Origin of the sequence: Amycolatopsis sp. WAC 04182, assembly GCF_003947465.1 — a bacterium.
In the GTDB taxonomy this organism is placed as follows: domain Bacteria; phylum Actinomycetota; class Actinomycetes; order Mycobacteriales; family Pseudonocardiaceae; genus Amycolatopsis.
Window position 1 is genome coordinate 874,775 of sequence record NZ_QHJJ01000004.1, and the last position, 26,599, is coordinate 901,373.

The 26,599-nt window shown below is 68.3% G+C and carries 27 protein-coding genes; 12 read left to right on the forward strand and 15 right to left on the reverse strand.

All coding sequences use genetic code 11. The features are described from left to right. Nucleotides 1–70 precede the first annotated feature (70 nt). A complete protein-coding gene (locus tag DMH01_RS24455; RefSeq protein ID WP_125679548.1) occupies nucleotides 71–2,206 on the reverse strand; it encodes a molybdopterin oxidoreductase family protein in 2,136 nt (711 codons plus the stop codon). Between the two features lie 73 nt (nucleotides 2,207–2,279). Here DMH01_RS24455 and DMH01_RS24460 point away from each other — a divergent pair, with 73 nt between their 5' ends. Then, nucleotides 2,280–3,296 carry a glycoside hydrolase family 76 protein gene (locus DMH01_RS24460; protein ID WP_125679549.1) on the forward strand — a complete coding sequence of 339 codons (1,017 nt, stop codon included), beginning with the start codon at nucleotides 2,280–2,282 and terminating at the stop codon, nucleotides 3,294–3,296. 128 nt (nucleotides 3,297–3,424) lie between these two features. Here the strand turns inward: DMH01_RS24460 and DMH01_RS24465 are convergent, their stop codons facing one another. The 3 genes from DMH01_RS24465 to DMH01_RS24475 form a co-directional block, all read right to left on the reverse strand. Continuing rightward, complete coding sequence (locus tag DMH01_RS24465; RefSeq protein ID WP_125679550.1) at nucleotides 3,425–3,958, reverse strand: GNAT family N-acetyltransferase; 534 nt, start codon at nucleotides 3,956–3,958, stop codon at nucleotides 3,425–3,427. Between the two features lie 47 nt (nucleotides 3,959–4,005). Continuing rightward, nucleotides 4,006–4,875, reverse strand: coding sequence for a LacI family DNA-binding transcriptional regulator (locus DMH01_RS24470; protein WP_034312391.1), 870 nt, complete (start codon nucleotides 4,873–4,875; stop codon nucleotides 4,006–4,008). A gap of 88 nt (nucleotides 4,876–4,963) precedes the next feature. After that, nucleotides 4,964–5,998, reverse strand: a complete 1,035-nt coding sequence (locus DMH01_RS24475) for a LacI family DNA-binding transcriptional regulator (protein WP_037334537.1) — start codon at nucleotides 5,996–5,998, stop codon at nucleotides 4,964–4,966. 114 nt (nucleotides 5,999–6,112) lie between these two features. Here DMH01_RS24475 and DMH01_RS24480 point away from each other — a divergent pair, with 114 nt between their 5' ends. The 7 genes from DMH01_RS24480 to DMH01_RS24510 all read left to right on the forward strand — a co-directional run bounded on the left by DMH01_RS24480 (nucleotide 6,113) and on the right by DMH01_RS24510 (nucleotide 11,778). Then, complete coding sequence (locus DMH01_RS24480; RefSeq protein ID WP_125679551.1) at nucleotides 6,113–7,129, forward strand: substrate-binding domain-containing protein; 1,017 nt, start codon at nucleotides 6,113–6,115, stop codon at nucleotides 7,127–7,129. Continuing rightward, nucleotides 7,126–8,115: an ABC transporter permease gene (locus tag DMH01_RS24485; RefSeq protein WP_125679552.1), complete on the forward strand. Its 990-nt coding sequence runs from the start codon at nucleotides 7,126–7,128 to the stop codon at nucleotides 8,113–8,115. Before DMH01_RS24480 ends, DMH01_RS24485 begins: the two co-directional genes overlap by 4 nt. After that, entirely contained in the window at nucleotides 8,112–8,918 is an 807-nt protein-coding gene (locus DMH01_RS24490; protein ID WP_125679553.1) for an ATP-binding cassette domain-containing protein, read from the forward strand. Before DMH01_RS24485 ends, DMH01_RS24490 begins: the two co-directional genes overlap by 4 nt. A 5-nt stretch (nucleotides 8,919–8,923) precedes the next feature. Continuing rightward, nucleotides 8,924–9,793 carry a PfkB family carbohydrate kinase gene (locus DMH01_RS24495; protein ID WP_199745627.1) on the forward strand — a complete coding sequence of 290 codons (870 nt, stop codon included), beginning with the start codon at nucleotides 8,924–8,926 and terminating at the stop codon, nucleotides 9,791–9,793. Beyond that, on the forward strand, nucleotides 9,790–10,437 hold the full coding sequence (locus tag DMH01_RS24500; protein ID WP_125679555.1) for a nucleoside/nucleotide kinase family protein: 648 nt from the start codon (nucleotides 9,790–9,792) through the stop codon (nucleotides 10,435–10,437). The genes DMH01_RS24495 and DMH01_RS24500 overlap by 4 nt, the downstream gene beginning before the upstream one ends. Beyond that, nucleotides 10,434–11,180 (forward strand): SDR family oxidoreductase, encoded by a 747-nt coding sequence (locus tag DMH01_RS24505; protein WP_125679556.1) that lies wholly within the window; start codon nucleotides 10,434–10,436, stop codon nucleotides 11,178–11,180. Before DMH01_RS24500 ends, DMH01_RS24505 begins: the two co-directional genes overlap by 4 nt. A 184-nt stretch (nucleotides 11,181–11,364) precedes the next feature. Further along, nucleotides 11,365–11,778 carry a VOC family protein gene (locus DMH01_RS24510; protein WP_125679557.1) on the forward strand — a complete coding sequence of 138 codons (414 nt, stop codon included), beginning with the start codon at nucleotides 11,365–11,367 and terminating at the stop codon, nucleotides 11,776–11,778. On the opposite strand, the gene DMH01_RS24515 is transcribed toward DMH01_RS24510, so the two are convergent. The 3 genes from DMH01_RS24515 to DMH01_RS24525 form a co-directional block, all read right to left on the reverse strand. Next, complete coding sequence (locus DMH01_RS24515) at nucleotides 11,775–12,443, reverse strand: DedA family protein (RefSeq protein WP_125679558.1); 669 nt, start codon at nucleotides 12,441–12,443, stop codon at nucleotides 11,775–11,777. The two genes, DMH01_RS24510 and DMH01_RS24515, sit on opposite strands and share 4 nt — an antisense overlap. A 319-nt stretch (nucleotides 12,444–12,762) precedes the next feature. Then, nucleotides 12,763–15,021, reverse strand: a complete 2,259-nt coding sequence (locus DMH01_RS24520; protein ID WP_125679559.1) for an MFS transporter — start codon at nucleotides 15,019–15,021, stop codon at nucleotides 12,763–12,765. A 4-nt stretch (nucleotides 15,022–15,025) separates the two neighbouring features. After that, nucleotides 15,026–15,544: a MarR family winged helix-turn-helix transcriptional regulator gene (locus DMH01_RS24525; protein ID WP_125679560.1), complete on the reverse strand. Its 519-nt coding sequence runs from the start codon at nucleotides 15,542–15,544 to the stop codon at nucleotides 15,026–15,028. 192 nt (nucleotides 15,545–15,736) lie between these two features. Between DMH01_RS24525 and DMH01_RS24530 the strand changes: the two genes are divergently transcribed. Next, a complete protein-coding gene (locus tag DMH01_RS24530) occupies nucleotides 15,737–16,159 on the forward strand; it encodes a PPOX class F420-dependent oxidoreductase (RefSeq protein ID WP_125679561.1) in 423 nt (140 codons plus the stop codon). Between the two features lie 11 nt (nucleotides 16,160–16,170). On the opposite strand, the gene DMH01_RS24535 is transcribed toward DMH01_RS24530, so the two are convergent. Continuing rightward, complete coding sequence (locus DMH01_RS24535) at nucleotides 16,171–16,698, reverse strand: TetR/AcrR family transcriptional regulator (protein WP_125679562.1); 528 nt, start codon at nucleotides 16,696–16,698, stop codon at nucleotides 16,171–16,173. Nucleotides 16,699–16,786: 88 nt separating this feature from the next. Here DMH01_RS24535 and DMH01_RS24540 point away from each other — a divergent pair, with 88 nt between their 5' ends. Together DMH01_RS24540 and DMH01_RS24545 are read left to right on the forward strand one after the other, a co-directional pair. After that, nucleotides 16,787–18,271: an MFS transporter gene (locus tag DMH01_RS24540; protein ID WP_125679563.1), complete on the forward strand. Its 1,485-nt coding sequence runs from the start codon at nucleotides 16,787–16,789 to the stop codon at nucleotides 18,269–18,271. 19 nt (nucleotides 18,272–18,290) lie between these two features. After that, nucleotides 18,291–19,679, forward strand: coding sequence for an FAD-binding oxidoreductase (locus tag DMH01_RS24545; RefSeq protein ID WP_125679564.1), 1,389 nt, complete (start codon nucleotides 18,291–18,293; stop codon nucleotides 19,677–19,679). Between the two features lie 86 nt (nucleotides 19,680–19,765). Here DMH01_RS24545 and DMH01_RS24550 read toward each other — a convergent pair whose 3' ends face one another. The 4 genes from DMH01_RS24550 to DMH01_RS24565 form a co-directional block, all read right to left on the reverse strand. After that, nucleotides 19,766–20,488 (reverse strand): DedA family protein, encoded by a 723-nt coding sequence (locus tag DMH01_RS24550; RefSeq protein ID WP_125679565.1) that lies wholly within the window; start codon nucleotides 20,486–20,488, stop codon nucleotides 19,766–19,768. A gap of 54 nt (nucleotides 20,489–20,542) precedes the next feature. Beyond that, nucleotides 20,543–20,923: a hypothetical protein gene (locus tag DMH01_RS24555; RefSeq protein ID WP_125679566.1), complete on the reverse strand. Its 381-nt coding sequence runs from the start codon at nucleotides 20,921–20,923 to the stop codon at nucleotides 20,543–20,545. Between the two features lie 18 nt (nucleotides 20,924–20,941). Beyond that, nucleotides 20,942–22,144 carry an N-acetylglucosamine-6-phosphate deacetylase gene (gene nagA / locus DMH01_RS24560; protein ID WP_125679859.1) on the reverse strand — a complete coding sequence of 401 codons (1,203 nt, stop codon included), beginning with the start codon at nucleotides 22,142–22,144 and terminating at the stop codon, nucleotides 20,942–20,944. A gap of 91 nt (nucleotides 22,145–22,235) precedes the next feature. Continuing rightward, complete coding sequence (locus DMH01_RS24565; RefSeq protein ID WP_007032484.1) at nucleotides 22,236–22,811, reverse strand: SigE family RNA polymerase sigma factor; 576 nt, start codon at nucleotides 22,809–22,811, stop codon at nucleotides 22,236–22,238. A 140-nt stretch (nucleotides 22,812–22,951) separates the two neighbouring features. Between DMH01_RS24565 and DMH01_RS24570 the strand changes: the two genes are divergently transcribed. Beyond that, nucleotides 22,952–23,236: a YciI family protein gene (locus DMH01_RS24570; protein ID WP_125679567.1), complete on the forward strand. Its 285-nt coding sequence runs from the start codon at nucleotides 22,952–22,954 to the stop codon at nucleotides 23,234–23,236. A gap of 4 nt (nucleotides 23,237–23,240) precedes the next feature. Here DMH01_RS24570 and DMH01_RS24575 read toward each other — a convergent pair whose 3' ends face one another. The 3 genes from DMH01_RS24575 to DMH01_RS24585 are packed head-to-tail and all read right to left on the reverse strand — an operon-like array spanning nucleotide 23,241 to nucleotide 26,574. Next, nucleotides 23,241–24,245 (reverse strand): PDR/VanB family oxidoreductase, encoded by a 1,005-nt coding sequence (locus DMH01_RS24575; protein ID WP_125679568.1) that lies wholly within the window; start codon nucleotides 24,243–24,245, stop codon nucleotides 23,241–23,243. Further along, nucleotides 24,242–25,108: a metal-dependent hydrolase gene (locus tag DMH01_RS24580; RefSeq protein ID WP_125679569.1), complete on the reverse strand. Its 867-nt coding sequence runs from the start codon at nucleotides 25,106–25,108 to the stop codon at nucleotides 24,242–24,244. Before DMH01_RS24580 ends, DMH01_RS24575 begins: the two co-directional genes overlap by 4 nt. Then, nucleotides 25,105–26,574: an NAD(P)/FAD-dependent oxidoreductase gene (locus DMH01_RS24585; RefSeq protein WP_125679570.1), complete on the reverse strand. Its 1,470-nt coding sequence runs from the start codon at nucleotides 26,572–26,574 to the stop codon at nucleotides 25,105–25,107. The genes DMH01_RS24580 and DMH01_RS24585 overlap by 4 nt, the downstream gene beginning before the upstream one ends. Between the last annotated feature and the right edge of the window lie 25 nt (nucleotides 26,575–26,599).

A 26,599-nucleotide genomic window follows, 5' to 3' on the forward strand; every position in this document is an offset into this window, starting at 1 on the left:
CCCCGCATAAGACGTGGTGAAAGCGTCCTTCACCGCATGAGACGCGGGGAAAGTCCCCTTCAGCCCCCGGCTAGACGGGGGCGACCTCCACCGGGATCCCGTTCAGCACGGCGTTCCCGGAGGGCACGTCGAGCAGGGTCTCATCGGCGACCAGGTTCGAGTTGACCCCGGCGTGCGCGGCCGCGACCCGCGTGCGCGTTCCTTCGAGGTCGTGACCCCAGCCGTGCGGCATGCTCACCACGCCGGGCCGGACGTCGGCCGTGACCTCCACCGGCGCTTCGAGCTTCCCCGCCCGCGACGTCAACGCCGCGAGCCCGCCGTCGGTCAGCCCGAGCCGGGCGGCGTCGTCCGGGTGAACCTGGACGGTGCACCGGTTTCCGCCTCGGACCAGCGGCGTCAGGTTGTGCATCCACGAGTTGTTCGAGCTCAGGTGCCGTCGTCCGATCAGCAGCAGCCCGCCGTCCGGCGCCTTGTCCAGCTCCGCGCGCAGACGGGGGACGTCCTTCGTGATCGCGTCCGGCGCCAGCTCGACCTTCCCGCTGGCGGTGGCGAGCGCCTCCGGCAGCCGCGGTTTCAGCGCGCCGAGGTCGATGCCGTGCGGGGCGGCTTCGAGATCGGCCAGGCTCAGCCCGTACGGGCCGCCGCGCAGCATCAGGTCGATCATCCGCGCCGGCCCTGTGCGGCCTTCGGCGAGCGAGAGGTCGACGCCGGTGCGCCGTGCCGTTTCGCCCGCGACCATCGTGTCGAAGGCGGCGACGTCGATGTCCGGACCCTGGCCGGCGGCGATCCCCGCCAGTCGCAGCAGGGTCACCCATTCCTGCGGCAGATCGGTTTCCAGCGTCTGGGGCGTCCAGTTTGCGACGTTCCGCACGGCGAGCGCGTACAACGCGACGTCGTAATGCGGCCGCTCCAGCGGTGACGGCCCGGGCAGGATGACGTCGGCGTGCCGGGTGGTCTCGTTGAGGTACACGTCGAGGGAGACCATGAAGTCCAGTTGCCGCAACGCTTCCGTGAGCCGCGCGGAGTTGGGCGTGCTCAGTGCCGGGTTGCCGCTGATGGTCACCAGCGCCCGCACCTGGCCTTCGCCGGGCGTCTCGATCTCGTCCGCGAGCGTGGCGACCGGCAGCTCGCCGAGCACCTCGGGATACCCGCGCACCCGGCTCGTCCAGCGGCCACTGGTGAACGGCGAGGACCGGCGCGGCCGCCAGAGGGCGGGCAGCGGGAACATCACGCCGCCTTCGCGGTCGAGGTTGCCGGTGAGCGTGTTGACGACGTCGACCAGCCAGCTCGCGACCGTGCCGAACGACTGCGTCGTCGTCCCCATCCGGCCGTACACCGCGGCGCGCTCGGCGTCCGCGAGTTCGAGCGCGATGCGGCGGATCTCGGCGGCGTCGATCCCGGTCGCGGGCGCGACCGCCTCCGGGGTGAAGGGCTCCGCCAGAGCGCGAACCTCGTCGACGCCGTTGACGTGCTCTCCCGGAGTGACCCGGTTCTCCGCGAACAGGACGTTGACCAGCGCGAACAGGAACAACGCGTCGGTGCCGGGCCGGATCGCGTGGTGCTCGTCGGCGAGTTGCGCGGTCCGGGTGCGGCGTGGATCGAGCACGACGATCTTGCCACCGCGCTTCTGGATCCCGCGCAGCCTCCCGCGGGTGTCCGGGGCGGTCATCAGGCTTCCGTTGGACACCAACGGGTTCGCGCCCAGGATGAGCAGGTGCTCGGTGCGGTCGAGGTCGGCGACGGGAATGGTCTGCGGGTCGCCGAAGAGGTAGCCGGAGGAGAAGTGCTTCGGCATCTGATCGACCGTGGTCGCGGTGTAGAAGTTCCTGGTGCCCAAGGCTTTGAAGAACACGCGGCCGTAGAGCACCAGCGCCGCGTTGTGCACCGTCGGGTTGCCGGAGTAGACGGCGACGGCGTTCTTGCCGTGCTCGTCGATGATCGGCCGGAGCCGCCGGTCGATCTCGGCGAAGGCCTCGTCCCAGGTGACCTCGACGAACTCGCCGTCGCGTTTCACCAGCGGCGCGGTGAGCCTGTCCGGGTCATGGTGCAGCGCGCCGATCGAAGCACCCTTCGGGCAGATGTAGCCCTGCGAGAAGACGTCCTGACGGTCCCCCTGCGCGCGGGTGACCAGGCTCTTTTCGTCGATCGTCACCTCCAGCCCGCAGGTGGCTTCGCAGAGCGGGCAGGTCACATGCGCCGTGGTCATGAAGCACCTCGCGGGTTCGGGAGTCCTCCCAACATACTGAGCGGTATGTCAGCGGGCAAGGGATGATGGCGCGATGACTGCTCTCGCCGACCGTGCCGCGATCGCCGAGCGCGCGATCCGCGACCGGCATCTGAGCCGTGTGTGGGGGCTGCCCGGGACCGTGCTCGGCCGCAGCGGCTGGCCGCCGTCGGCGGGGCAGCGCGCCCACTGGCACTGGAACTACTGGTGGCAGGCACATCTGCTGGACACCCTCGTCGACGCCCAGCTGCGAGACCCTTCACCGGATCGGCTGAAGCTGATCGACCGGTTCGTGGGGTCTGTGCGGCTGCGCAACTTCGGCAAGTGGATCAACGACTACTACGACGACATCGCCTGGCTCGGCCTCGCGCTGCAACGCGTCGGGCATCTCGGGCTGGACGTCCGCGGCGGGCTGGAGGCGATCAGCTCGCGGCTGCGCGAAGGCTGGACCGACGACGCGGGCGGCGGGATCTGGTGGCGCGCCGGCGACGATTTCAAGAACGCCCCCGCGAACGGCCCGGCCGCGATCTTCCACGCCCGAGAAGGCACAACGCAGCACGCTCGTGGTTTGACCGACTGGATGACCGAGCGGCTCGTCGACCCGGATTCCGGGTTGGTCTGGGACGGCCTTCGGGTCGGCAGCGGTGAAATCGTCAAACATATTTTCACGTACTGCCAGGGGGTTTACCTCGGCGCCTGCCTCGAACTGTCCGAAATGGACAGAGTGGAGCGGACGATCCGCGCGGTCTCGGACCACGTCGCGCCGAACGGGGTGATCCGAGGACAGGAAGGCGGCGATGGCGGCCTGTTCGGCGGGATCCTGGCGCGCTATCTCGCGCTCGCGGCACCGCTGCTGCCGAGCGGGATCGCACGCGAACTGGTCATCCGGTCGGCTGACGCCTGCTGGTCCGGTGCCACCGAGACACCGCACGGGCCGCTCTTCAGCGCAGACTGGGCGACCCCGGCGCCTTCGCTGCCCCTCGCGGGTGATGCCCCGGAACGTGATCTGTCCGTTCAGGTGAGCGCGTGGATGCTCCTGGAAGCCGCGGCCAGCCTGGAACACCGCATTTAGAGGACTAAACGCGGGCAGGGGCAAAGGTGGCAGGTTGCGAAAGCCACTTTCGCAACGTTGAAGGTTGCGAAAGTGGCTTTCGCAACGTCCGGAGGGCGGCCCCTCGCATTTAGAGGACTAAACGCGGGTCACCAGACGTCGCCCGAGCGCCAGTCGCAGGTGATCTCCCCGTCCAGGTCCAGGGTGACCCCGACCGGCAGCACGTGGATCGACCCGTCGTCCTCCTTCGTCGCTTCGATACCCGAAGGCGTCATGGCCGACGAAATACCGCGCCACAACAGCCAGCCGCGCGACGCGTAGAACTCCAGCGCCTCGTCGGACGCCGAAAGCGCCCCGAGGTCGTACGCCTTCCGCAGGACCCGCTCCAGCGCGTCCATCATCGCGGCGCCGTGCCCGCGCCGCCGGTGATCCGACCGGACGGCGACCGCCTCGACATAACCCGTGCGGAGGACCCGTCCGTCGTGCACGAGGCGCCGCTGGACCAGCGACGCGTGCCCGATCAGCTCGCCGCCCTCCCAGATCAGCGTGTGCATGCCGCCGAGGGCGTTTTCCCAGTCGTCGTCGCTGAAATCGCCGTCGAAGGCGTCGTCGAGCAGGGCGCGCGCCGCTTTCAGCACGGCGGCGTCGAGGTCGGCGGTGTGCACGGTCCACAGCTCGGTCATTCCGCCATCATCACCCGGCGGCGGGCTTCTCACCAGCGACTTGTGATTCAGCAGCCGCACGACTGGCGGTGTATGAAGCGCGGCGCGAGCCGTACGGATTCGGGTCGTCGCTCAGGGTCGGTGATCCGGGCGAGCAGGAGTTCGACGGCCTTGCGCCCGATCTCCTCGATCGGCTGCGCCATCGTGGTGACCGCCGGGGTCACCTGTCCCGCCCACTCCATGTCGCCGTAGCCGACGATCGCGAGGTCCCGCCCGATCCGGATGCCGAGCCGGTGCGCCTCGTACTGGACGCCGATCATCATCGCCTCGCTCGCCACCACGAGCGCGGTCGGCGAGGGCCAGCTGTCGAGCAGTTTCGCCGTCGCGGCGGCCGCCCCGCCCGGGGTCGACTGCCCGCACGCGACCAGCTGCGAAGTCCACCGGAGGCCGGAGCGGCCGAGGCCGAGCCGGTAGCCCAGCGCCCGCTCCTCGTAGGTGGTCATGTCCTCTTCACCCGAGATGAAGCCGATCTTGCGGTGCCGCAGCCCGGCGAGGTGCCGCACGAGCGCGCACACGGCCTGGATGTTCTCGGAGCCGACCTGGTCGACGTCGTTGCGGCCGGCCATCCGGTCGACTAGCACGGTCGGCACGCCCATCCGGACCAGTCCGTTGATCACCGCTTCGTCGCCTGCCGCCGGGACGAGCAGGACACCGTCGACGCGGTCCGCCCGCAGCGCGCGGATGACCGCGGCTTCTTCGGCGACGCTGTCACCGGTGTCGGCAAGGGTGATCTCGCAGCCGTGACGGCGTGCGGCGCGGCGGATGGCGCGGACGAGTTCACCCGAATACGGGTTCGCGTGCATCGCCATGGCCACCCCGAACCGGTGGGTGACAGGGGTGTCCTCCCACAGGGGTAACGCCGGGGACAGTGCGGTCATCGCTCCACGCCTTCATTCGAGCTTGAATGACGGTAACGGCTGACGGAGCGTCGCTCGGCGGCGAGACCGGAAAGTCTCCCAACAATCATCAATGTGAGTGAACGAGAGCGCATCCGCAGGACGCGCGATGGCGGAGCGTAGGCGGAATCCGCATCGTCTGGGCCTTGCGTGCCGGATCGTTGATCCTGGCCAGCAGCAGGCGTACTGCCTGTGTGCCTATCTCCTCGATCGGCTGCGCCATCGTCGTCAGCGGCGGATCGACCAGGTCGGCCCATTCGACGTCGTCGTAGACCACGACCGGCAGATCGACGCCCGCCCGCAGCCCGCGGCGCCGCAACTCGTGCAGCACCCCGACCATCATGGTGTCGTTGGCGACCACCAGCGCCGTCGGCGGTTCCGGCAGTGCGAGCAGCGTGCTCAGCGCGAGGGCTCCGCCCGCCTGCGAGGACTGCCCGCACGCGACCAGGTCCTCCGACCAGGTCAAACCCGAGCGACCGAGCCCGAGGCGGTAACCGAGGATCCGCTCTTCGCTCGTGCTCAGCCCGGCGGTGCCGCTGATCATGCCGATCCGCTGGTGCCCGAGCGACGCCAGATGCGCGGTCAGCGCGGACGTCGATTGGATGTTCTCGGCGCCGACCTGGTCGACGTCGGTGCGGGTGGACAGCCGGTCGATGAGCACGGTCGGGACGTCGAGTGAGACGAGTTCGCCGATCACCGATCCGTCGCCCGGCGACGGCGTGATCAGCAGCCCGTCGACCCGGCGCGAACGCAGGGTCCGCACGGTCTCACGCTCGGTGTCGACGGTGTCGTGGGTGTCCGCGAGCAAGACCGTGTACCCGGCCAGGGCGGCCTCGCGTTCGATCGCCTGGATCAGGACGGCGAAGTACGGGTTCGCGATGAGGGAGATCGCGACACCGATCGACCGCGTCCCGCCGGTCACCAGCGAGCGGGCGATGGCGTCGCCGGTGTAGCCGGTCTGCTCGATCGCGCGGAGGACGGCCAGTTTGGTGTCCTCGGCCACCGCTCTCGTCCCGTTGACCACGTGGGAAACGGTGGTGATCGAGACTCCCGCCAGCTCGGCGATGTCGCGTTGGGTGGGGCGGGACGAGCGAGACGGCGGCATGACCAATCCTCGGGAAGACAGCTGGCAAGCGTTTGCGCAAACGCTTGCGACTGAGCATAACCCTGTCTACCTTCCGGTCCATCACGGACAGCCTTGAATCGGAGGGCATCCCCCATGAGACAGCGCAGTCTCTTAGCGCTCGCCATGGTCGCCGCACTCGCGGTGACCTCGGCCGGGTGCACCGTCGAACGCCACTGGGGTGGCGGTTCGAACGCGGGCGGCGGTGGCAAGGCCAAGGTCGGCCTGGTCACCAAGACCGACACCAACCCCTACTTCGTGGAGCTGAGAGCGGCCGCCAAGGCCGCCGCCGAGGCGAACGGCGCGGAGTTCAGCGCGCTCGCCGGCCAGTTCGACGGCGACAACGACGGCCAGGTCAGGGCCATCGAGAACCTCATGCAGCAGGGTGCGAACACCATCCTGATCACGCCGAGTTCCTCGACCGGCGTCCTCGACGCCATCGACCGCGCCCGCAAGGCCGGGGTGCTGGTCATCGCGCTCGACACGGCGACCGAACCGGACACCGCCGTCGACGCCACCTTCGCCACGGACAACTTCGAGGCCGGACGGCAGCAGGGCGCGTACGTCAAGGCCGCGCTGGCGGGCAAGCCGCCGAAGCTGTTCATGGTGGACGGCACCGCCGGGTCCACAGTGGACACCCAGCGGCACACGGGGTTCCTCAAGGGCATCGGGCTGACCGACGCGTCGCCGGAGATCAAGGGCAAGACGCCCGCGAACGGCGACCAGAGCCTCGCACAGCAGGGTGTCGAGAACCTGTTGCAGCGCACCACCGACATCAACGCCGTCTACACGATGAACGAGCCGATGGGCCGCGGCACGTACGCCGCGCTCCAGGCCCGCGGCCTGGTGAACCAGATCGTGATGGGCTCGATCGACGGCGGCTGCGAAGGCGTCAAGAACGTGCGCGACGGCCAGTACGCCGCCACGGTCATGCAGTTCCCCAAGAAGATGGCCGAGCAGGGCGTCCTCGCCGCCGTCGAATACGCCAAGACCGGCAAGAAGCCGAGCGGGTTCGTCGACACGGGTTCCGCGGTGATCACGGACAAGCCGATCCCCGGCGTGGAAAGCCAGGACACCAAGTGGGGCCTCGAGAACTGCTGGGGGACGAAGTGACTACCGCAACCCTCAAAGGCAACGAACGCCCGACGATCGGTGAGTTCTTCCTGCGCGCGCCCGCGGTCGGGCCCGCGCTGGCCCTGCTCGTCGCGATCGTGGTGTTCTCGCTCTCGACCGACACCTTCCTCGACCTCGACAACCTTTCCCTTGTGGTGCAACAGTCCCTGGTGGTCGGCACGCTCGCCCTCGGGCAGACGCTGATCATCCTGACCGCGGGGATCGACTTGGCCAACGCGGCCGCGATGGTGCTCGCGACGCTGATCATGGCGAAACTCGTGGTCGGCGGCGTCTCCGGGATCTGGGCGCTGCTGCTGGGAATCGTGGCGACGGTGGTGATCGGCATGGTCACCGGTTCGCTGGTCACCCGGATCAAACTGCCGCCGTTCATCGTCACGCTCGGCCTGCTGACCGTGCTCACCGCGGCCGCGAAACTGTTCGCGAGCGGGCAGGCCGTCCCGGTCGCCGACGAACTGCTCAAATGGCTCGGCACCCGCCGGTACCTCTTCGGCGGCATCCCGATCACCTACGGCATGACGCTGGCCTTCCTGATGTACCTGGGACTTTGGTACGCGCTCACGCGGACTCCCTGGGGCAAGCACGTCTACGCGGTCGGCAACGCGCCGGAATCCGCGCGGCTGTCTGGGATCAAGGTCAACCGCACGATCCTTTCGGTGTACATCGTCGCCGGGGTGATCGTCGGGATCGCCGCCTGGCAGGCGCTCGGCCGCGTGCCGAACGCCGACCCGAACGCCTTCCAGCTCGGCAACCTCGACTCCATCACCGCGGTGGTGCTCGGCGGCGCGAGCCTGTTCGGCGGCCGGGGTTCGGTACTCGGCACGATGATGGGCGCGCTGGTCGTCGCGGTCCTGCGGTCCGGCTTGACCCAGCTCGGCGTCGACGCGCTCTACCAGGACGTCGCCACCGGTGCCCTGCTCATCGGCGCGGTCTGCGTCGACCGTTTCGCGAGGAGGCGGCAGTCATGACGACACCCACGTTGTCCGCTCAGGGACTGGTCAAACGCTACGGCCGGGTCACCGCCATCGACGGTGCCGACTTCGAGCTGTTCCCCGGCGAGGTGCTCGCCGTCGTCGGCGACAACGGCGCCGGGAAGTCCAGCCTCATCAAAACCCTCTCGGGAGCGGTGATCCCGGATTCCGGCGAGATCAAAGTGGACGGTGCGACCGTCCACTTCAAGTCCCCTTTGGACGCTCGCCACTACGGGATCGAGACGGTGTACCAGGATCTCGCCGTCGCGCCCGCGCTCGACATCGCGTCGAACATGTTCCTCGGCCGGGAAAAGCGGCGTAAGGATCTCCTCGGGCAGCTGTTCCGGAAACTGGACACGGCGACTATGCGGGCCGACGCGCAGCGGATCCTCGACGAACTCGGCATCAACATCAAGTCCATCACGCAGCCGGTGGAGACGTTGTCCGGCGGGCAGCGCCAGGGTGTCGCGGTCGCGCGGGCGGCCGCGTTCGGCACCAAGGCGGTGATCATGGACGAGCCCACCGCCGCGCTCGGCGTCGCCGAATCCGGCAAGGTGCTCGATCTGATCAACCGGATCCGCGAACGCGGCCTGCCGGTGGTGCTGATCAGCCACAACATGCCGCACGTGTTCGACATCGCCGACCGCATCCACGTGCACCGCCTCGGCAAGCGCGTCGCGGTGGTCTCGCCGAAGACGCACACCATGAACCAGGTCGTCGGCCTGCTCACGGGTGCGCTGAAGATCGGTGAGAACGGCGAAGTCGAAGAGGTCGCGTCGGCCGTCCACACAGGACTGTAGTGAGAGTGCTGCTGGCGGGCCTATGCACCGTCGACCAGGTTCAGCGCGTCGCCGAGATCCCGGCGCCGGGCGAGAAGGTGCGTTCGCTGTCGATGGACGTCGCCGCCGGGGGGCCGGCGACGAACGCGGCGGTGACCGTGGCCGCGCTCGGTGCCGGGGCGACGCTCCTGACGGTCGCCGGTGCGCACCCGCTGGCGGCACTCGCGCGCGCGGACCTCGAAACGCACGGCGTCGACCTGGTCGACCTCGATCCGGGACGGCCCGATCCGCCCGCGATCAGCGCCATCGTCGTCCGTGACTCCGACGGCGAACGGACCGTCGTCTCGCGCAACGCCCACGCTTCTGCGCATTCAGTCCTCTCGATGCGGTCCTTGCACGCGCGACTACCGCATTCAGAGGACGAAATGCCCGGGTGCGTGCTCCTCGACGGGCACCATCCGGAGGTGGCCCTGGAGGTCGCGCGCTGGGCGAAGGAGCGCGCGATACCGGTGGTGCTCGACGCCGGGAGCTGGAAGCCGGTCTTCCCCGAACTCCTGCCGCTGGTCGACATCGCCGCGTGCTCCTCGCTGTACCGCGGGGACGACCCGCGCGAGCACGGCGTGCCCGTGGTGATCACGACCGCCGGACCCGACCCGGTCCGCTGGTCGACGGCGGACGGATCCGGTGCCGTCCCCGTCCCGGTCACCCGGGCGCGTGACACGCTGGGCGCGGGCGACGTATGGCACGGGGCTTTCGCGTACGCGGTCGCCCGGGACCAAGGGGACGTCCCTGGCTGGATCGGGTTCGCCAACGAGGTGGCCGCCGAACGGGTGCGGCATGAAGGACCGAGGTCGTGGACGGCCGCGGTCGCGAAGAGGGGAGAAGTACTGCCATGACAGCCATGCCTCCGGTGTTCGAGGACCTGCTGAGCAGGGCTCAGACGCTGGCGAAGCCGGGACAGCGCAGCGTGCTCGGCATCGTCGGCGCCCCCGCGTCCGGCAAGACGACGCTGGCCTGGGGCCTGGCGAAGGCGCTGGGCACGAGGGCCGCGGTGGTCGGGATGGACGGCTTCCACCTGGCGCAGGTGGAACTGCAGCGGCTCGGGCGGGTGGAGCGCAAGGGCGCGCCGGACACCTTCGACGCCGCCGGGTACGTACACCTGCTGCGCAGGCTCGCCGAAGGCCGCGAGACGGTCTACGCGCCCGAGTTCCGCCGGGAGATCGAGGAGCCGATCGCCGGCGCCGTCGCGGTCACGCCGGACGTCCCGCTGGTCATCACCGAGGGCAACTACCTGCTCATGCAGGACGACCCGTGGAGCGGCGTGAAGCCGATCCTCGCCGAGTCGTGGTTCCTCGCGCCGGACGAACCCGAGCGCATCGAGCGGCTCGTCTCGCGGCACCGCCGCTACGGCCGCTCGCTGGTCGAAGCGCGTCGCCGCGCGCTCGGTTCCGACCAGCGCAACGCCGATCTGATCGCGTCCACCAGCAGCCGGGCCGACCTGGTCCTCGAGAACCTCCCGCTGGTTAACTTCGCCATATGAGTGGTGTTCTCGTCGTTACCGGCGGAAGCAAGGGCATCGGCGCGGCGGTCTGCGAACTGGCCGCCGCGCGCGGTTACGACGTCGTCGTCAACTACGCGGGTGACGCCGAAGCGGCCGAGGATGTCGCGTCGCGCGTCCGGAAGCACGGGGTCCGGGCGATCACCCAGCGCGGTGATGTCGCGTCCGAAGACGACGTGGTGGCCCTGTTCGACGCCGCCGTCGAGCTGGGCCCGCTCGCCGGGCTGGTCGCGAACGCGGCCATCACCGGCAACACCCCAGGCCGCTTCGACGAATACGACGTCGACGTCGTCCGTCGTGTCGTCGATGTCAACATCACGGGGGTCTTCCTGTGCGTTCGCGAGGGCATCCGCCGGATGTCCACCCGGTACGGCGGTGACGGCGGCGCGATCGTGACGCTGTCCTCCACCGCCGCGCGGACCGGTTCGCCAGGCGAATGGGTCCACTACGCCGGCACCAAGGCCGCGGTCGAAACGATGACTTACGGCGTTGCGCAAGAAGTCGCGAAAGAATCCATTCGGGTCAACGCGGTCGCACCGGGCATGATCCACACCGGACTGCACGCCGCGGCCGGCTTGCCCGATCGGATGGAGCGGATCGCGCCGACCATTCCGATGGGACGGGCGGGCGAACCCGGCGAAGTCGCGGAAGCCGTGCTGTGGCTGCTTTCCCCCGCCGCGTCGTACACCACCGGGACGGTGCTGACCGTCGGCGGAGGACGTTGACATCCGGGGCCACGGAGCGGTCACGGGGCGATATCGGCTCCGCGTGCGGTTCAGCCACTTTTTAACACTGTTTCCCGGCGGATATCACGATTCATGTGGGAAGTCGGCGGATCACCTCGTGGCCCGAGGCGCCTGTGTCACCCTGGTTGCGCCCCCAAGCTCTTGATCAGGACGGTCATCCCCGATGTCCAAGCTCATGTCTGTGCACCACCTGGCACTCACCGTGACCGATGTGGACCGGAGCGTGCCCTGGTACGCCCGAGTGCTCGAACTCGAAGAGTTCACGCGTCGTGAAGACCCCGAAACGGGTCTGCGGAAGGTCGTGCTCAGGTCGCCGAGCGAGGGTTTCGCGGTGGTACTGGTCGAACACCAGGACACCGAGCGGCCGCGATTCGACGAACGACGCACAGGTCTGGACCACGTGGCGTTCAAGGTCTCATCGCGCTCGGAGCTGGCCGAATGGGAAGCGCGGCTCTCGGAGTACGGCGTTTTCTACACGCCGTCGAAGGGGTCGCGGACGCTGGAAGGTTCGTCGGTCATCGTGTTCCGTGACCCCGACGGCATCCAGCTGGAGATCTGGGCGGACCCCGAGGTTTAGGCGGTGCTCTCCTCGGTCTCTTCGGCGGGGCGCCGCATCTCCTGGCGGTAGCGGATCACGCCGTAGGCCGTGCCGACCACGAAGAACGCGACGCTCACCCAGAGCGCGACCGTCTTCACCCACGGAAGCTGGTCCAGCAGGCCGGCGCCGTAGTAGCCGAGCAGCACCAGCGTCGGCACCCAGAGCAGCCCGCCGAGCGCGGTCGCGAGCGCGAACCGGCGCGGATCCATCCGCGCGGTCCCCGCGATCAGCGGCGCCAGCGTGCGGATCCACGGGATCCAGCGCGCGGCGACGATGGCGAAGAAACCCTTGCGATCCAGGAAGGCCCTGGCGCGGTCCAGGTTGTGCCGGTTCAGTACCTTGCCGCCGCGGCGCGCGATCAGCTTCGTGCCCGTCGACCGCCCGATGTAATACCCCACCTGGTTGCCGAGGATCGCGACCAGCAGCGCGGCGGCCGACAGCAGCCACGCGTTCAGGTCGGAGCCGTGCTGCGCGAGGACGACCCCGGCGGCGAACAGCAGGGAGTCGCCGGGCAGGAAAAGTCCGATGATCAGCGCGCACTCCACGAAGATGAAGCTCAGCACGATCACCCAGACGAGCACCGGCCCGGCGGTGTCGAGCCAGCTCACGCCGATGCCCGCGGCCTCGGTGTACACCTCACTCACGACGCGAGCCTACGTGTACTTCGCGAACCGCATGCGGCCGAACCGTGGAATCGGGGTGTCAACGGCCCGGTCACCCGCGGCGAGATGGTCGTGAGTGGCGCTTCGGGTTAGGACAAAGGGTGTCTTGGGTACCTACTGAATGCGGCGGCCAGGTGGTCGCGGGTCCGTGAAGGCTCCTGCCCCAAGTACATGAAGGCCCCCTTCCTTGCGCCAGGCGCAAGGAAGGGGGCCTTCATGTAGTGCAGGGGGCGACCAACCCGACCCAGGCCTCACCGCCGCCCCACCCGTGCTAGGAACGGACCGTTCCTAGCGCTCGGGACTAGTGCTCGACAAGCTCGTCGAGCGCCTGGTCGTAGCTCAGCCGGACGTCGTGTTCGGCCTGGTCACCGCCCAGCAGGTCCACCCGGCTGGTCGCGGGCGGGTAGCCGCTCGCGATCACCGTGTAGGTCCCGGCGGGCAGGTCGCTGACCGTGTAGTTGCCCTCCGCGTCGGTCCTCGCCACGGCGGCGACACCGCCCGAGGAGTCGAGCACGGTGATCCGCGCGTCCGGCACCACCCGGTCACCGTCGGTGCGGGCGACCCCGCTCAGCAGGATCGTGCTGACCAGTTCGAAGTCGTGGCGCAGCACCCCGGCCCCGGTGGCGGTCAGCGTCGCCGCGACCGGCCGGAACCAGCGGCCGCTGGCGACGAGCGTGTACCGCCCGCCCACGATGCCGGCGAACGAATAGACGCCGTTCTCGTTCGTGTGCGTCCTGGCCACCTGATTGCCGTTGTGGTCGATCAGGGTCAGCGCCGCCCCCGCGACGTTCGTGGCGTCGTCCCGGCGGACGTGCCCGCTGATCTGCGCGGATCCCGCCCGGTACGCCCCGTTCCCGTTGGTGATCGCGTGCTTCCCGGCCTCGACGGGCGCGGTCACGACCGTCTTCTCGGAGGCCGTTTCGACAGGCGCGTCCTCTTCGAGGAGTGCTTCGCCGCCTTCGAGGGCCGAAGCCGCCGAAGGTGCCGAACCGCCGAGAAGCGGGATCTCCTTCATGAACATCAGGACCAGCGTCGCCAGCAGCGCGACCGCGCCCGCCACGTAGAACACCGTGGTGATCGACTCGGTGAAGCCGATCAGCACCGGGGTCTTGATGGCCTCGGGCAGGTTCGCGATCCCGCTCGTGTTCGTGGTGAGGTCGCCCAGCGCCGCGGCGCCTTCACCGGTCGGCGCGTTGCCGCCGAACGCCTTGGTGATGTTGCCCGGCAGGACGTTGAACAGGATCGTCAGGAACACCGCGACACCCGCGGTACCACCGATCTGCCGGAAGAACGTCGCCGAAGCGGTCGAGACGCCCATGTCGCTGCGCGGGCCCGCGTTCTGCACCGCGATGATCAGCGTCTGCATGCAGGCACCGAGGCCGAGCCCGATGATCGCGGCCGCGACCAGCGGGTGCCACAGCGCGCTGTTGTACTCGACCTGCGCGAAGAAGAACGCGCCCGCCGCGATCAGCAGCGTGCCGACCACCGGGAACACCTTGTAGCGGCCGGTCTTGCTGGTGATCTGGCCCGAGATGATCGAACCGCTCATGATGCCCGCCATCAGCGGGATCATCAGCAGCCCCGACTCGGTCGGCGAGAACTCCTGAACGACCTGCATGTACTGCGGGATCATCATGATCGCGCCGAACATCGCGACACCGACGATGACACCGCCGATGATCGCGACCGTGAAGGTCGAGTTCTTGAACAGCCGCAGCGGGATCAGCGCCGCGTCCTTCATCAGCTTCTCGATGAAGATGAAGGCGACCACGCCGATGGCGCCGATGACGTAGCAGAGGATCGCGTTCTGCGAGCCCCAGCCCCACTTGTTGCCCTGCTCGGCGACGATCAGGAACGGCACGACGGCGACGATGAGCGCGAGCCCGCCCCACCAGTCGATCTTGTGGTCGTGGCGCTGGTGCGGCACGTTGAGCACGCGGGCGACGACGAACAGCGCGACGATCGCGATCGGCACGTTGATCAGGAACACCCAGCGCCAGCCGGCGATGTCGTAGCCGAAGACGCTGCCGAGCTTGTCGAAGTCGGCGAAGAACCCGCCGAGCACCGGGCCGAGCACGGTGGAGATACCGAACACGGCGAGGAAGTAACCCTGGTAGCGGGCACGTTCCCGCGGCGGCACGATGTCGCCCATGATCGTCATCGCCAGCGACATCAGACCGCCGGCGCCGAGACCCTGGATCGCGCGGAACGCGGCCAGTTCGTACATCGACGTCGCGAACGCCGAGGCGACCGAGCCGATCAGGAAGATCGAGATCGCGGCGATGTAGAACGGCTTGCGCCCGTAGATGTCGGACAGCTTGCCGTAGATCGGCGTGACGATCGTCGAGGTGATCAGGTAGGCCGTGGTGATCCACGCCTGCAGGTCGAACCCGTTGAGGTCGTTGGCGATCCGGACGATCGAGGTCCCCACGATCGTCTGGTCGAGCGCGGCGAGGAACATGCCCGACATCAGGCCGATCAGGATCGTGACGATCTGACGGTGACTGAGCCGGGGCCCGTCTTCTTCGACGGCTGGTGGACTTTCTACTGCGGAACTCATTGCTTCAGGCCCCCTTGGCCTTCGACGCCGACGCGGGGTCGGCGAACTGTGGAGATGTTTTTTCGAGGTCGTCGTTCAGCCGGTGGAACAGCGAGTTGAGGGTCTTCCGGTCTTCGTCGGACCAGTCGCCGAGTACCTCGGCGAGCCACTGGTTCCGCTGCTTCCGGTTCTCCTCGAACACCCGATGCCCTTCGGCGGTCGGTGCGAGCAGGCAGGCGCGGCCGTCTTCGGGGTCGGCCAGGCGCTCGACCAGCCCGTGCTGGACGAGAGAGCTCGACTGCCTGCTGATGGTCGAGATCTCGGAGTGCAGGAACTCGGCGAGTTTGCTGGTCCGCTGGGGGCCGACGTGGATGAGGCAGAAGAGGATCGCGTACGCGGCCCGCTCGATGCCGTCCGGTCCCTGTTTGGACACCTGGGACTTCGCCCGGTTGACCAGGCGCACGAGCCGCACGAGCTCGTGCCCGAGGGTGTCGGCCAGATCGAGGTCGGCCTTCGACCTGGTGCCGGGTGTCGTGGGGGTCATGGTGGTCTCTCTCGCCGGTTGCTTGGTCACTGCAACTAGTTGCCTAGAGCAAGGATGTTCCTCTCAAAGATGCTTCGCAAGGAGAAAGTGACGTTGTGTGTCGGATGACACTTTAGTTGCCGCATGCAAGCACATTTATTCGTGCATGTTTGTCCGGTTCGCCCTGAGCTGCACTTTTGCTTTGATGGAGACATGACCGACTCCGCGCTCTACGCGATCCTCGCCGCCCGAAACTTCGGCACCCTCGCCACCATCAAGCGGGACGGGCGGCCCCAGCTGTCGACCGTCAACTACCTCTACGACGCGGACGCCGGCGCCATCCTGATTTCGATCACCGCTCCGCGCGCCAAGACCAAGAACCTCCGGCGTGATCCGCGGGCGACGTTCCACGTGTCGACCGAGAGCGGTGACGGCTACGTCGTCGTCGAAGGCCCGGCGGTGCTCACGCCGACCGCCGCTTCGCGCGACGACGCGACCGTCGACGCGCTGGTGGACCACTATCGGCGGGCCCGGGGCGAGCATCCGGACTGGGACGAGTTCCGCGACGCGATGGTCGCCGACCAGCGCGTTCTGCTGACCATCCCGATCGAGCGCGTCTACGGCCTGCAGATGTAGGGCCTCTGGCGTCAGCGCTGGAGGCGGGCCTTGATCTCGTCGATCCGGTCGAGCAGGGGGCTCGCGTCGTCCCGGCCGAGTGCCGCCCGCAGGTAGAGGCCGTCGCCCACCAGGATGATCAGTTCCGCGGTCAGCGGGTCGTCGACGTGCTCGCTGATCAGGTCGTGGATCTTCTGGTTGTAGACCTGGACGACCTCGGCGACCCGCGGTTCGTTGAGCATGATCCGGATCGTCGCCATGGTCGTGCGGTGCAGCGGCTTGCGCTGGGTCACGTCGGTGATGGCGGTGCGCAGGTACCAGGAAACGACGCCTTCCGGCGCCTTCTGTGCCTGTTCGAGGTCTTCGTCCGACAACGTGGCGAGACGCTCCATCAGGCCCTCTACCAGGGCTTCCTTCGAGCCGAAGTGGTAGAGCAGGCCACCCTTCGAGACGCCCGCGTGCGCGGCGACGGCGTCGAGGGTGACCCCACCGGGGCCGTGCTCGATGAGGATCTCCTCGTAGGAGTCGAGGATGCGTTCCTTCGCGGTGGGCTTCGCCATATCAGTTGACTATACCGTCTGGACGGTTTACCTTCGAACGAGGCGGTAACTGTACCGTCCAGACGGTTTAGCTAAAGGAGAGTGCGCCATGGCGAGGCGCAAGCAGTGGTGGGCGTTGGCGGTACTGGTGCTTCCGGTGCTGCTGATCAGCGTGGACATGACGGTGCTCGGGTTCGCGCTGCCGTTCCTGTCCGAGGATCTGGCGCCCACCGGTGCGGAGCAGTTGTGGATCGTCGACATCTACTCGTTCATGCTGGCCGGCCTGCTGGTCCTGATGGGCACGCTCGGTGACCGCATCGGCCGCCGCAAGCTGCTGCTCATGGGCGCCGCGGCGTTCGGTGCCGCGTCGGTGCTCGCGGCCTTCTCGACCAGCGCGTTCATGCTGATCATCGCCCGGGCGCTGCTCGGCGTGGGTGGCGCGACGCTGATGCCGTCGACGCTGTCGCTGATCCGCAGCATCTTCGTCGACGCCAAACAGCGCCGGACCGCGATCGCCGTGTGGAGTGCCGGGTTCTCCGGTGGGATGGCGCTCGGACCGGTGCTCGGCGGCTGGCTGCTGGAGCATTTCTGGTGGGGTTCGGTCTTCCTCATCAACGTCCCGGTGATGGTGGTGCTGCTGGTCGTCGGCCCGTTCCTGCTGCCGGAGGCGCGTGACCCGAAGCCGGGCCGCTTCGACCCGCTGTCGGCGCTGCTGTCGCTGGCCGCGATGCTGCCGGTGGTCTACGGCATCAAGCTGGTCGCCGAAGACGGCTTCACCTGGAAAGCCGCGGTCAGCGTCGTGCTCGGGCTCGCGCTCGGTGTCGTGTTCGTCCGCAGGCAGAACAGCCTCGACGAGCCGATGCTCGACCTGAAGCTGTTCTCGAACCGGGCCTTCAGCGGCTCCGTCGTGACGAACATGCTCGGCGTGTTCGCCATGGTCGGCCTGCTGTTCCTGGTGCCGCAGTACCTGCAGCTGGTGCTCGGGCTGAGCCCGGTCGTGGCCGCGCTGTGGATGCTCCCGGCGACGGTCGCCGGTGTCGCCGGCGCGCTCCTCGCGGCCTGGCTCGCGAAGCGGATCCGGGTATCGCTGTTGGTCAGTGGTGGTCTCCTGGTCGCGGCGGTCGGTTTCCTGGCACTGACCCAGGTGTCGTCCGGCGGCGGGCTCGCGTACGTCGTGGTGTCGTTCACGCTGCTCGGTGGCGGTGTCGCCCTGTCGGAGACGCTGACGAACGACCTGGTCATCTCGGCCGCTCCGACCGAACGCGCCGGGGCCGCTTCGGCGATCTCCGAGACCGGGTTCGAGCTGGGCGGCGCGCTTGGCACGGCCATCCTCGGCAGTGTCGCGACCGCGGCCTACCGGTCCGGCCTGCCGGAGGGGACGGCCGAAGCCGCCCGGGACACGCTGGGTGGCGCGGTCGCGACGGCGCAGCAACTCGACCCTGTCGCGGGACAGGCGCTCCTGGAATCGGCTCGCGAAGCCTTCACCCAAGGGGTGCACGTAACCGCATGGGCGGGTGTGGCCGTGCTCGTCTATACAGGTGTTCAGGCCTTCATTCTGCTCGATCGGAAAAAAATTTCCGCAGAGCGGATCTAATCGAGCCTACGATGAGGGTATGAACAACCATGCCCTGGTCACCCGGCTCCGCGAGCATCTCGGCGACGCCGCGGTGCTCACCGACACCGACGTCACGGACGCCTACTCGCGCGACATGATGCCGCTGGCCGACAGCGGCAAACCCCTCGCGGTGGTGCTGCCGTCCGACGTCGAGGGGGTGCAGGCCGTGGTCAAGGCCTGCGCGGAGTTCGAGGTGCCGATCGTGCCCCGCGGCGCCGGCAGTGGTCTGTCCGGCGCCGCGAACGCGATCGACGGCTGTGTCGTGCTGGTGCTGACCAAACTCGACAAGATCGTCGAGATCGACGAAGGCAACCGGCTCGCCGTCGTGCAGCCCGGCGTGGTGAACCTCGATTTCCGCAACGCGGTGGAGAAGCACGGCCTGTTCTATCCGCCGGACCCGTCCAGCTACGACTGGTGCACCATCGGCGGGAACCTGTCCACCAACGCCGGCGGGCTGTGCTGTGTGAAGTACGGCGTCACCACGGATTCCGTGCTGGGACTGGAAGTCGTGCTCGCCGACGGCTCGGTGCTGAAGACCGGGCGGCGCACCGTGAAGGGCGTCGCGGGCTACGACCTCGCGCGGCTCTTCGTCGGCAGTGAGGGCACGCTCGGCGTGATCACGGAGGCGACCGTCGCGCTGAAACCGTTGCCACAGTTGCCCGCCACCCTCGTCGCCGCCTTCAACAGCACGGAGGCCGCGGGCGAGGCCGTCGCGCGAGTCGTGCGCGAGGGACTGGTGCCGTCGCTCATGGAGATCATGGACGCGACCTCCATCAAAGCGGCCGAGGCCTACCTCAAGACCGACCTCGGCACGAGCTCGGATTGCAAAGCCCTGCTGCTCGCGCAATCCGACTCCGGCGGCGAGGTCGCCCGCCGGGAACTCGCGGCGCTGGAACAGATCTGTGTCGACTGCGGCGCGGATCTCGCCTACGCCACCGAAGATCTCGAAGAGGGCAAGATGCTGCTGCAGGCGCGGCGGGTCGTGCTCACCGCGCTGGAGATGTACGGCGTCTGGCTGACCGACGACGTCTGCGTGCCGCGCACGCGCATCGCCGAACTGATCGCCGGCTGCGAGCGGATCAGCGAAGAGGTCGGGCTGCGGATCGCCGTTGTCGGCCACGCCGGTGACGGCAACATGCACCCGACGATCGTCTACGCGCCCGACTCCGAGGAGGAGTTCGCCCGCGCGCGGACGGCCTTCGACGCGATCCTCGACGTCAGCCTGTCGCTGGGCGGAACGGTCACCGGCGAGCACGGCATCGGCCGGATCAAACGCGAGTGGCTCGCGAAGGAGATCGGCGAGGTCGGCATCCGCGTGCACCGGCAGATCAAGCAGGCACTGGACCCGGGGAACCTCTTCAACCCGGGCTCGATGTTCTCCCTCTGAAAGCCGTGTTGTGGCCCAAGTACATGAAGGCCCCCTTCCTTGCGTCTAGCGCAAGGAAGGGGGCCTTCATGTACTTGCCGTAAGGGTCAGTCCCGTACGCGCGGGATCTGCTGCGTGATGTCCTCGGCGGTGTCGGCGACGAGGCCGGTCGCGGTGGCCGCGTGCTTCTTCTCGCGGCGGGACTTGAGGTACTCGATCACGATCGGCACCACCGACACCAGCACGATCAGGATGAAGATCGCGTCGATGTTGTCGCGGATGAACGGGATGTCGCCGAGCAGGTGGCCGAGCGCGGTGATCCCGGCGGCCCACAGGATGCCGCCGATGACGGTGTAGGTGAAGTACTTCTTCGGGTCCATCTTGCCGATGCCGGCGATCCAGGTGATGAACGTCCGCACGAACGGCACGAACCGCGCCAGCACGACCGCCTTCGGCCCGTGCTTCTCCAGGAAGGCGTGGGTCTGGTCGACGTACTTCTTGTTGAAGAACTTCGAATCCGGCTTGCGGAACAGCCAGGGGCCGATCTTCCAGCCGAGGCCGTAGCCGAGCATGTTGCCGAGCAGGGCGGCGACGGTGACCAGCACGCAGACCAGCCACAGCGGGGCCTGGATCTTGTCCCCGGCGATGAGCAGGCCCGCGGTGAACAGGAGGGAGTCACCGGGCAGCACCGGGAAGATGCTGCTCTCGATGAAGATGATCAAGCAGAGGATGGTGATGACCGGGACGGTCAGCCCGTCGAGCAGGTGGATCGGGTCCAGCCACTCCGGCAGGAGGCCCATCGTCGTCACGGTGTTCTGCGCCAGGATCACACCAAAACGGTACAGGGTGACGCTGAGTGCCTTGATCCGGCGGGAGAGGGCGGCTCAGATCAGCGTGAGCAGCCCGATCACCGAGCCGGCGGCGAGCCCCAGCAGGACAGCCAGCAGCAACACCCAGTACGCGGGCAGAGGCGGGCTGCTCGGCGAAGGTGCCGGAGGCGGGGTCGGGCGCTCCGCCAGCCTGGCCGTTTCGGCGTCTTCCAGCGCGACGCGCTCCCGTTCGAGGGAGCCGGCGCCGGCACCGGACAGCAGCCCGTACTGAAGCGGCAGCTCGTGTTCTCCGGGACCCCCGGAGTTACTCTCGGTGTCCGTTTCGGTCGGTTTGTCCGCGGTCGTCTCGGAGGCCCGCTCCGCCGAAGGGGCGAAGACTGCTTGAGCGCGCAAGGCGTCGGCTAGGAGCTTCTCCGGGTCCTTGGGCTCGCTCATCCGGGACTCCTTTCGCCGCTACCCGTCGCTGACCGACACACCGCCTTCGACCGCCCCGCTCAGCGGGGCCGTGGCGCTCAATGTAGCCGCAGCCTCGTCCTTGACCCACTCGCCCTGACGAAGCACCTTGACCGGTCGCAGGTCGCGGTCGAGCACGACGACGTCGGCCGCGAGCCCGGCGCGCAGCGAGCCGGTCCGGTCGGCGATGCCGAGCAGTTCGGCGGGGCGCCCGGAGGTGGCCCGGACGGCGTCGAGCAGGTCGATGCCCGCGCCGCGGACCATGTTGCGGAAGGCCGCGTCCATGGTCAGCGTGCTGCCCGCCAGCGAACCGTTGCCCGCGAGGGTGGCGACACCGTCGCGGACGTCGACCTCGAGGCGGCCGAGGATGTAGCTGCCGTCGGCGGCGTCGGTGGCCGACATGGCGTCGGTGATGAGCACCGTCCGGCCCTTGCCCGCGTGGTGCGCGGCCAGCCGCAGCACGGTCGGGTGCACGTGGACGAGGTCGCAGATCAGTTCGACGGTGATGCGCTCGTCGTCGAGGAGGGCGCCGATCGGGCCGGGTTCGCGGTGGTGGAGAGGCCGCATGGCGTTGAAGAGGTGGGTCGCGACGGAGGCGCCCGCGTCGATCGCGGGGATGATCTGGTCCTCGACGCCGTCGGTGTGCCCGATGGCGGCGATGACGCCCGATTCGGCCAGTTGCCGGACCGCCTTGATCCCGCCGTGCAGTTCGGGGGCGAGGGTGACCATCCGGATGTCGCCGCGGCCGGCGCCGAGCAGCGCGTTGACCGTCGCCGTGTCCGGCTCGATCAGCGTCGCCGGGTCGTGCGCTCCGCACCGCGCCTTCGAGATGAAGGGTCCTTCAAGGTGAATTCCGGCAAGTTCACCCTCTTGGACCAGCTCACGCAGGGCCGCGATCTGGTCCCTGAGCACCGGGACGGGGTCCGAGACCAGACTGCCGAGCATGGTCGTGGTCCCGTGCCGCCGATGCGCGCGGACCGCGCGCATCAGTTCCTCGGGGTTCGCGCTGGAGAACGATCCGCCCCCGCCGCCGTGGCAGTGGGTATCGACGAAGCCGGGCACTACCAGGCACCCGTCCACGTCCACGCGGTCGATGTCCGGGGGTGTCCCGGAACCGATTTGGACGATCTTGCCGCCGGCGATAGCCAGCCAGCCGTCGTCGAGTACACGGTCCGGGGCGACGACCCGGCCGCCCACGATCACGAAATCTCCGGCGCCTCTCACGCCCCCCAGCATATATTGGTCTGGACCAAGCATGGCGGCACAACCCAGCGCTCGAGATTAAGGCCGGGTGTCAGTTCGGCGACTGCATCGCTTTCTGCAGTGCCTCCAGCGCCCGGCTGGCGGTTGACTTAACGGTACCTTTCGAAATCCCGGCGGCCTCGGAGATTTCGGCCTCACTCAGCCCACCGTAGTAACGGAGGACCAAAACCTCGCGCTGGCGAGGGGGCAGTTTGGACAAAGCGCTCACCACGGCCTGATGTTCACTCGACAGCATGGCGAGGCTTTCGGCCGAACGCGCGTTGACGGCGTGCGGTGCGACGTACTCGCGCGCGGTCTTGCGGCGGCGCAGCACGCTGCGTGATCCGTTGACCACGGCGGTGCGCAGGTATCCGACGGCCGCGGCGGCGTCGCGCAGGCGTCCCCAGTTGCGGTGCAGCCCGGTGAAGGCCTCCTGGACGACGTCCTCGGCGGTCGCGGGTTCGTCCACGAGCAGGATGGCCAGCCGGACGAGCCGCATCCGGTGCTGGCGATAGAGATCCTCAAGGGTCAGCGGTGCCGCAGGCGGCGGTGGCGTGACCGGTCCGTCCATGGTGCGCAAGTGGCCGAGGGTCGCCTCGACACTGCGTTCCGCATTGCCCTCGAGCATGTACCCCTACCTGTTCATTTACCCCTTTGAAGCACAACCTGTGCGTGGCGCTCGATCAGCGTATCGGGTGGGGCGGGAGTCCTGCCTGATCGGATCCTGAGAAGCTGGGGGCGTCTGTTGGAGCGACCTTGGAGATGTCGATGGCCTGGTTCCTGGTGGAGATCACGTACGTGCAGGAGAAGCTGGCGGACGTGCGTCCCCGGCACCGGGATTTCCTTTCCCGCCTCGCCGACCAGGGCGTCGTCGCGCTCGGTGGCCCGCTGGGCGACGGCTCCGGCGGTATCTCGATGTACCAGGCGGCGGACGAGGCGGCGCTGCTGGAGATCATCGACAAGGATCCGTACCACCTCGAAGGCGTCGTCGCGGAGCGGACGGTGCGCGAGTTCAAACCGGTGATCGGTTCCTGGATCCCGAAGGAATCCTGACGGCTCAGAGGTCGAGGGTGACCGGCTCGCGTTCGACGCAGACCCGGACGCGGTCGCCGGACACCGTCGGCAGTTCGCACGTCCCGCAGAAACCCTGACGGCACGAATAGGCGATACCGGGCACGGTTTCGCGCAGGACGTCGAGCGTCGTCCGGTCGGCGGGCACGTCCAGAATCCTGCCGCTGCGGGCCAGTTCGACGCGGAACGGCTTGCCGCCGACGATCGGCGGCGTCGAGAACCGTTCGAAGAACACCGGCCCCGAAGCACGCAGCGCCGCGTCCGTGCGGACACCGACGATCATCGGAACCGGGCCACAGCAATAGATCGGCGCGCCTTCCGGGGCACCTTCGAGAAGTTCGGCGCCCGAAGCGGGGATCCCGTGGTCCGTGTCCGGGCGAATCCAGACACGATCCCCGAATCCGGACAATTCCTCCAGGAACGGCATCGAGGCTTCGTCGCGCCCGGTGTAGACCAGCCGCCAGTCCGCGCCCGCCGCGGCGGCTTGCCGCACCATCGGCAGGATCGGCGTGATCCCGATACCGCCCGCGATGAACAGGTACGCCGGGCTCGCCACGAACGGGAAGGCGTTGCGCGGGCCGCGCGCGGCGATCCGGGCGCCCTTCTTCAACGCGTGCACCGCCGTCGAGCCCTCGCCGAGCAGGCGAACGCCGACGCGGTAGGCCGAGCGGTCGTCCGGATCGCCGCAGAGGGAGTACTGACGGACAAGCCCTGGCCGTGGCGAAAGGTCGATGTGCGCGCCGGGCCGCCATCGCGGCAGCGGCTCACCGTGTTCGTGCACCAGCTTCAGGCTGACGACGCCGTCGGCCTCGGTGCGGAGATCGTCGACGACCAGCGGGAGGTCACGGTCGACGGCGGTCACCGGCGGACGACGGCGGCCGCTCACCCCGCTGAGCCTGCGGTACAGCGCGACGACACCGGTCAGCGACGCCATCGCGCGATCGGTCCGCCCGCTGCCGTCGAGCCGCAGCGGTCTGGTCGGCGGCGTCACCGTGGTTCGTCGGCGGCCAGCGCGGCCGGCGAGCTCGCGAGGTACGCGACGGCCTGATCGGTGTTGCCGGTTTCCGTCGGGTGATAGGACTTCCGGAAGTACGGCCGGATCTCGCGCCGCAACTGCTTGCCCGAGGGCAGGAGCCCGAGCTTCGCCACGCGCAGATAGGTCCGGAAACTCGTCTTGCCCGGCCGCGTCGGATCGTTCTTCATGAGGAACCTGGTGCCCCGCAGGAAAACCCAGGCGAGCACCGGCGTCACCACGAGCATGCTGCGCACGCGGCGGGTGTAGCGGCCGTCGAGGTGCATGAACAGATCGAAGGCGACCGAGCGGTGCTCGACCTCTTCGGCGCCGTGCCAGCGCAGGAGATCCAGCATTGTTGGGTCCGCGCCCGCTTTGTCGAGCGCTTCGGCGTCGAGGATCCACTGGCCGAGGAAAGCGGTGTAGTGCTCGATCGCGGCGACGATGGCGAGCCGTTCGATCAGCCATTCCTCGCGCCGCTTGGCGGAAAGCTCACGGTCGCCGAGCAGACGGCGGAACATCCACTCCATCTGCGCGATGTACGGCCGGACGTGGACACCCGCCGCTTCGAGGTGTTCGGCGGCGCCGTCGTGCGCCTCGGCGTGCATGGCCTCCTGGCCGATGAAGCCGAGGACGTCCTCCTTGAGCCGTTCGTCGCGGATCAGCGGCACGGCCTGCTTGAACACCTCGACGAACCAGCGTTCGCCCTCCGGCAGCGCCAGATGCAGCACGTTGATCGTGTGCGTCGCCTGCGGTTCGCCCGGGATCCAGTGCATCGGCAACGAAGCCCAGTCGAACTCGACGTCGCGCGCGTGCAGGACGATCTGCTCGTGGTCCGTCACGACGACCTCCCGCTGAGTTCGTAGTCGCTCGGGTCGACCTTGCGGGTTTCGAGCCAATAGCGCCAGGTGAATCCGGGCCAGATCGTGCGGTTGACGCCCTTCGCGTCGAGGTACCAGCTCTTGCAGCCGCCCTGGGTCCACACGCCCTTGACGAGTTTGTCCTGGATCTCGCGCTGGAACTTGTCCTGCACGCCGGCGCGGACGTCGAGCGCGGCGGCGCCACGCGAATCGGCGAGCTTGATCGCGTCGACGACGTACCGCGCCTGCGACTCGATCATGAAGACCACGGAGTTGTGGCCCAGCGCGGTGTTCGGGCCGAGGAGGAAGAACAGGTTCGGGAAACCGGAAACGGTGATGCCCTTGTGCGTGTGCATCCCCTCGGTGGCCCATTCCTTGGCGAGGTCGCGGCCGTCGATCCCGGTGATGTCCAGGTATTCCAAGGCATCCGTGACCTTGAAACCGGTGCCGTAGATGATCGCGTCGACCTCGTGCTCGACGCCGTTCCCGTCGACGACGGTGTGCGCCTTGACTTCCCGCACGCCTTCGGTGTTGACGTCCACATTGGACCGGTTGATCGCCGGGTAGTAGTCGTTGGAGATCAGCACCCGCTTGCAGCCCATGGTGTAGTCGGGGGTGACCTTCTTGCGCAGCTTCGGATCCTTGATGGCCTTGCCGATGTGACGCTTCGCGATCACCTCGCCCGCCTTCATGATCGCGGGGTGGCCGTTGAAGCCGACGGCGCGCACTTCGAGGAACCAGTACAGCGCGTTGCGGTAAAGCCTTTGCACGCCGGGAATCCGGCGGAACGCGGTCTTGGCCCAGCCCGGCATGGCGTGGTCGGGCTTCGGCATGATCCACGGCGGCGTGCGCTGGAACAGTGTCAGCTCGCCGACCTCGGGGGCGATCTTCGGGACGAACTGGATCGCGCTGGCGCCGGTGCCGACCACGGCGACCTTCTTGCCGCGAAGGTCGTACTCGTGGTTCCACTGCGCGGAATGCCAGGTCTGGCCCTTGAACTTCTCGATGCCGGGCAGCTCGGGCACTTGAGGGATGTGCAGGCCGCCGACGCCCGAGACCAGGAACTGCGCCTCGAATTCACCCGACTTCGTGTGCACGTGCCAGCGGCGCTCGGTGTCGTCCCAGGTCGCGCCGGTGAGCTCGACGCCGAAGCGGATCTTGCGCCGCAGCCGGTACTTGTCGGTGACGTCCTTGAGGTACTGGAAGATCTCCGGGGCGGGCGAGAACGACCGCGACCAGTCCGGGTTCTGCTCGTACGAGAACGAGTACATGTGGGACTGCACGTCGCAGGCGCAGCCGGGGTACGAGTTGTCGCGCCACGTACCGCCGACTTCGTCCGCCTTCTCCAGGATCACGTAGTCGGAGATCCCGGCTTTTTCGAGCTGGATGGCCTGGCCGAGCCCGGAGAACCCGGTGCCCACGATCACGACCTTGAATCGCTCGGTCATCTGGCAATCCTCCACTTCGAGGCGT

Excerpts from the sequence above, each read along its gene's own strand:
- DMH01_RS24455 (WP_125679548.1), bottom strand. The coding sequence starts at position 2,206 with ATGACCACGGCGCATGTGACCTGCCCGCTCTGCGAAGCCACCTGCGGG.
- DMH01_RS24460 (WP_125679549.1), top strand. The coding sequence starts at position 2,280 with ATGACTGCTCTCGCCGACCGTGCCGCGATCGCCGAGCGCGCGATCCGC.
- DMH01_RS24465 (WP_125679550.1), bottom strand. The coding sequence starts at position 3,958 with ATGACCGAGCTGTGGACCGTGCACACCGCCGACCTCGACGCCGCCGTG.
- DMH01_RS24470 (WP_034312391.1), bottom strand. The coding sequence starts at position 4,875 with ATGACCGCACTGTCCCCGGCGTTACCCCTGTGGGAGGACACCCCTGTC.
- DMH01_RS24475 (WP_037334537.1), bottom strand. The coding sequence starts at position 5,998 with ATGCCGCCGTCTCGCTCGTCCCGCCCCACCCAACGCGACATCGCCGAG.
- DMH01_RS24480 (WP_125679551.1), top strand. The coding sequence starts at position 6,113 with ATGAGACAGCGCAGTCTCTTAGCGCTCGCCATGGTCGCCGCACTCGCG.
- DMH01_RS24490 (WP_125679553.1), top strand. The coding sequence starts at position 8,112 with ATGACGACACCCACGTTGTCCGCTCAGGGACTGGTCAAACGCTACGGC.
- DMH01_RS24500 (WP_125679555.1), top strand. The coding sequence starts at position 9,790 with ATGACAGCCATGCCTCCGGTGTTCGAGGACCTGCTGAGCAGGGCTCAG.
- DMH01_RS24505 (WP_125679556.1), top strand. The coding sequence starts at position 10,434 with ATGAGTGGTGTTCTCGTCGTTACCGGCGGAAGCAAGGGCATCGGCGCG.
- DMH01_RS24510 (WP_125679557.1), top strand. The coding sequence starts at position 11,365 with ATGTCCAAGCTCATGTCTGTGCACCACCTGGCACTCACCGTGACCGAT.
- DMH01_RS24520 (WP_125679559.1), bottom strand. The coding sequence starts at position 15,021 with ATGAGTTCCGCAGTAGAAAGTCCACCAGCCGTCGAAGAAGACGGGCCC.
- DMH01_RS24525 (WP_125679560.1), bottom strand. The coding sequence starts at position 15,544 with ATGACCCCCACGACACCCGGCACCAGGTCGAAGGCCGACCTCGATCTG.
- DMH01_RS24530 (WP_125679561.1), top strand. The coding sequence starts at position 15,737 with ATGACCGACTCCGCGCTCTACGCGATCCTCGCCGCCCGAAACTTCGGC.
- DMH01_RS24535 (WP_125679562.1), bottom strand. The coding sequence starts at position 16,698 with ATGGCGAAGCCCACCGCGAAGGAACGCATCCTCGACTCCTACGAGGAG.
- DMH01_RS24540 (WP_125679563.1), top strand. The coding sequence starts at position 16,787 with ATGGCGAGGCGCAAGCAGTGGTGGGCGTTGGCGGTACTGGTGCTTCCG.
- DMH01_RS24545 (WP_125679564.1), top strand. The coding sequence starts at position 18,291 with ATGAACAACCATGCCCTGGTCACCCGGCTCCGCGAGCATCTCGGCGAC.
- DMH01_RS24555 (WP_125679566.1), bottom strand. The coding sequence starts at position 20,923 with ATGAGCGAGCCCAAGGACCCGGAGAAGCTCCTAGCCGACGCCTTGCGC.
- DMH01_RS24565 (WP_007032484.1), bottom strand. The coding sequence starts at position 22,811 with ATGCTCGAGGGCAATGCGGAACGCAGTGTCGAGGCGACCCTCGGCCAC.
- DMH01_RS24570 (WP_125679567.1), top strand. The coding sequence starts at position 22,952 with ATGGCCTGGTTCCTGGTGGAGATCACGTACGTGCAGGAGAAGCTGGCG.
- DMH01_RS24585 (WP_125679570.1), bottom strand. The coding sequence starts at position 26,574 with ATGACCGAGCGATTCAAGGTCGTGATCGTGGGCACCGGGTTCTCCGGG.